The sequence below is a fragment of the Microcoleus sp. Pol12B4 genome, assembly GCF_036701385.1.
Lineage (GTDB): Bacteria > Cyanobacteriota > Cyanobacteriia > Cyanobacteriales > Microcoleaceae > Microcoleus.
The window spans coordinates 1-4,704 of the sequence record NZ_JAUBQR010000329.1 but is presented as its reverse complement, the minus strand read 5'-3'; the positions used below and the strand labels follow the sequence as shown (position 1 = coordinate 4,704).

3 protein-coding genes are annotated in these 4,704 nt (G+C 50.6%); 2 read left to right on the top strand and 1 reads right to left on the bottom strand.

Features of this window, described 5'->3' with window-relative positions; all coding sequences use genetic code 11:
- Window positions 1–492: ATP-dependent Clp protease proteolytic subunit (locus QUA38_RS27395; RefSeq protein ID WP_333167460.1), on the top strand; the 492-nt coding region annotated here is incomplete at its 5' end.
- 213 nt (window positions 493–705) lie between these two features.
- Here QUA38_RS27395 and QUA38_RS27390 read toward each other — a convergent pair.
- A complete protein-coding gene (locus tag QUA38_RS27390) occupies window positions 706–1,659 on the bottom strand; it encodes a hypothetical protein (RefSeq protein WP_333167458.1) in 954 nt (317 codons plus the stop codon).
- Between the two features lie 877 nt (window positions 1,660–2,536).
- On the opposite strand from QUA38_RS27390, the gene QUA38_RS27385 reads away from it, so the two are divergent.
- On the top strand, window positions 2,537–4,704 hold a 2,168-nt coding region (locus QUA38_RS27385; protein WP_333167461.1), incomplete at its 3' end, for a ribonuclease R family protein.

Genomic DNA, 4,704 nt, shown 5'->3' with positions numbered 1-4,704 from the left:
AACCTGATCGTTGCCCAATTGCTATTTTTAGACGCCGAAGACCCGGAGAAAGATATTTACCTCTATATCAACTCCCCAGGGGGTTCGGTAACAGCAGGTATGGGCATTTTTGACACGATGAACCACATCCGCCCCGACATTTGCACTATTTGTCTCGGTTTGGCCGCCAGCATGGGCGCTTTTCTGTTGAGTGCCGGCGCTAAAGGCAAGCGGATGAGTTTGCCTCACTCCCGGATTATGATCCACCAACCTCTAGGCGGAGCTCAAGGACAAGCAACCGATATTGAAATTCAGGCCAAAGAAATTTTGTACCACAAGCGCCGCCTGAACGAACATCTTGCCAACCATACCGGTCAGCCACTTTCCCGCATTGAAGAAGATACCGAACGGGATTTCTTCATGTCGGCTGAAGAAGCAAAGGACTACGGATTAGTCGATCAAGTGATCGATCGCCGTCCTTCCGCCAGCCGCCCGATCGCCGCTGTCGTCTAAATAAAAAGTTAAAAATCAAAAATGAAGAATATTTCGTCATTTTTGATTTTTAATTTTTAACGGTCATATAGCAGTTTTCAGTCGAGTGAAGTACAGATGCTGGGGCGCAGGATACGGCGTCATAGTTAAGGCCTTACTGTATTTCATAGAATTGAAAACTGCTATATGTAGCTTTTTCTAAAAAAACATCACACCTAGAAACCTACATAATTACTAGGGTAAAGATTCGAGATATTGCAGGAAGTCGAGCAATTCTACTTGAGTTAAGAAATGGCGCGCTTCTTTGCCATAACCTTGTTTGAGATAATCTTTTCCTTGGTTGGGGGTCCAGTTCAACCGCTTGATTTCCTCAGTAGTTCTGCTGTAGATTTCCAGATATTCTAGGAAATCTACCAACTGTTCGCTAGAAAGCTCTCTCTGCGACGACTTGCCGTAATTGTGTTCGAGACAGTCGCTTTCTTGTTTTTTCTTCCATTGCAGGCGTTTGAGGATGGCGTCTATTTGGGCGATCGTATCCGAATTATCCTCGATCGCATCGCTGGGGATTCCCACTGCGATCGGTTGCAATTCCCTGACTTCGGCCGCACCCTGTAGCAGTTCACTTTCGCTAGCAGTCGGCACATCAAGTTCCTGAAGTGGTTCGCCGTAGCTAGAAGAAAGCCAAGCATCCGAGTCTAACTGCTTCGGTACAAATCCAGTAGCCTCCGGCAGATCGACCTTTGGAGGCAGCGGTTCCGGTACAGGTGCGATCGGCTCTTCATTTAATTTCGCTTCAGTCTTGACAAAATTACTTTGATGTGTTTGATGCAATTTGTCAACAACAGGTATTTCTAGAACCGGAAGAGGAACACTTGTCGGCCCAACAGGAACCGGAACAGCAGGAGGAGGGGGAGGGGGAACAACAGCAACCGAAGCAATCGGAGCAACCGGAGCCGTATCAACACTTGCGATCGCACGATCGGGCGCAGCAAATCCGAGGACAGCGATCGCTCGCAACCGGGCGCGGTCTTCAGCATCCTCAACAGACTCAGCAGCAGACATAGCCGTAGCCAGAGTTTTGCCGTCAACCTGAACCAGACAGCGAACAACAAACTTACCGTGATGAACAGTCAGCAACTCACAAATTAACTGTCCAGCGGGATAAAGGGCGCGAAATTCAGCAAACATAATTTTTTGACCCCGAAACCAGAAGGGGCTTATGACTTAAGTTTAGTACAGCCCAGAGAAAACAATTTTCTGAAAGCACCTATTCAACATACAATAAATTAAAGGTGAGTCATCCGCGCAACCTTACACGCCACTAAACCCCATGCCACATCCAGCGGTTTAAGCTAACAAGCATCGGGCGTCATTTCTATCTATAGGAGATGACACAGCAACTAAGCAAAAGTAGTAAAAGTCTCCGGTTTTGTGTACCTTGCACTTTCTACAGCACAGATTGCTCCCGACCCGCTCGTTGCACCTCCGTCCGCAAGGGCAGATCGCGTGCAAAAAACAGGGGCATCCCAGCGGCGAGCTACTAGCAATTTTGCCTTGATCCGGTAAGTTCTTTGCTAAAGCAAGAGGCAAGAGGCACTTCAAAAGGAAGAAGGAACAAGGCAGAAGGAAACAAGGCAGAAGGCAGAAATGCACATTTTCTCCCTCTCCATCCCTCCATCGGCTCATCCTCGACTCAAGCCGTTGCTTTCAGTATCGAGCCATCTTTTAAGAACCGACAGGGGCTTTTTAATTCGCGAAGTGCTCGGCGCTGCTGACCTAAAAGCAAACAAACCAACGCTAAAAAATTGTATTGGGGAATAGCGTGCGGGACATTTTTCTGCGCCGTCAGCAGTCAGTTCAAGACAGACAGCAGACAATTAGCACCAAGCCGGTGTCGGGAGAGAATCTCAAAAAAACCTCGCGATGAAACAAGGTGGCTGTGCTCGCGTCTCCACCTATCAACCCGCGCATTTGTTGGGAAGCAGGCACTACGAGGGCCCAAGGGGGTGCGGCTGATTTCGCCAAAAATAGACTAATTGCTGGAAACAAGAGGATCGATCGCTACATGGAATTTTCTATCGCTGCACTGCTGGCAAATTTTACAGAAGACAAATTAGTGGCTCCTAAAGCATTGGAGAAAAAACTCGACTGCAACGACGCCACCAGTCAACTCAAACTTCAAATCGCATTAGAAGCTCTAGAGAAAATTGGCATATTAGTCAAAGACAAAGGCCGATATCGCCGAGTAGCTGAAGACGACGTAGTAGAAGCAAAACTGCGCTGTTCGAGCAAAGGATTTTGCTTTGCAATTCAAGACGCCGAAGGCTCAGAAGACGTTTACGTGCGGGAAAGTCACCTCTCGACAGCTTGGAATGGCGATCGAGTCTTAGTCAAAATCATCAAAGAAGGTAGCCGCCGCCGATCGCCCGAAGGCGAAGTCATGCTGATCCTCGAACGCGCCAACCCCTCGGTACTGGCGCGAGTCAAGCAAACCGCCACCCCCACTGGCCGCGTCAGCTACAGAGCAATTCCCCTGGACGATCGCCTGTTGTTTGAACTAGATTTGCTCGCAAATGGCACAAATCTCCAAGAGGCGATCGACCACCTAGTACACGTCGAAGTCAAACGCTACCCCCTCGGCACGCACCGCCCAGTCGGCAAAGTAGTACAGGTACTCGGTTCCGACGCCGAAGCCGCTGACGACCTCGACATCGTATGCTGCAAACACGACTTGCCGCGATCGTTCCCCGCCGCCGTCATCAAAGCAGCCGAAAATTTGCCGAGCAAAGTCAAAAAAACCGACATCAAAAAACGCCTAGATTTGCGTAACATCCTGACTGTTAGCTTCAGCAAAAACGAACCGGGAACAACCAACAGCGAAAACAATGCCCCTCAAGCCCCGGAGGAAAATCTCTCCGAAGGAGGAGCCGAAAACGAGTTTGATCCGACATCATTCCTGTCCGATCCACCAGTAGAACGCGCTTTGTCGATCGAAACCCTGAAGCCCGGCCGCTGGCAAATAGGAATCCACATCAGCGACGCCGCCGAGTACGTGCAGCCAGAAACCCCGATCGACCGCGAAGCCCGCAAGCGAGGCACCGCCGCCCATCTGGGAGAAAAAATCATCGCCGTACTGCCAGAAATCCTCAACGAGCGCTGCTCTCTGCTGCCAGATACCGAACGGCTGGCCTTCAGCATACTGCTCACCCTAGACGAATCAGGAGAACTCCTAGAATACGAAATTCAAACCAGCGTCATTCAAATTGACTACCACCTCACCTACGAGCAAGCTCAAGCAATTCTCGAACCAGGCGATGCCGAAGAGCACCCTTTATCCTCCGCCCTCCGTCCTTTCCTCGATCAACTCGGTGCCGCCTCACAGGCAGCCAGACAGACAAGGCTGAAGCGGGGAGCTTTTGAACTAAATTTGCCCGACGCTAACTCTCACTTCGACGACGAAGGCGAATTAGGAGCTTTTGCAGTCGCTCCCCCCGCTCAGTCGGCTGTGTCCGAGTTGGTGGTACTTGCCAACCAAGCCGTCGCCACTCACCTGCAAGCCTTGGGAGTCCCAGCAATTTACCGCGTCCAGCCGATGCCAGACCCGGCAGACATTCAAGAGTTCATCAAACTCTCAAACAACCTCGGAGGCGAACTTTATCTCGAAACCGAAGAAGAAGTTTTGCCCTTGGACTTTCAGCGATTTACCCAGCAGTTTGCCGGCCTGAAGTCCGAAAGAGTTCTCACCTACCTGCTAGAAGACACCATGAAGCCCGCTGTTTACAGCACAACTCCCAAGCCACACTTCGGTTTGGGGCTGTCAGAGGGTTACACGCGCTGCACTTCGCCGCTTTCCCGCTACGCCGATTTGCTGGTACTGCGGGTGTTGCAAGCGGTGTTCGAGCAAGGCCGCAGCAGCCGCACAACACGGGCTAAGGAAAAAGTTGACTTGCACCATTCCTCCTGTCACGGTCAAATTACTTGGAATGTTCTCCCGCCAGATTTGCACCACGAATTTGAGACAGAGTTTGCATCGGCCGTGGTACACCTGACGGAACGCGAAAGGGTTGCTGAGGATGCCGAAAGCGATTTGCAGGGATTGAAGAAAACGGGATTGATGAAAGAACGCACCGGGCAAACTTTCCAGGGTTTGATTACAGGTGTACAGTCTTACGGTTTCTTTGTGGAAATTGAGGTGCGGCCGCCGGAGAGCGACATCTTGCGTGTTGAGGGATT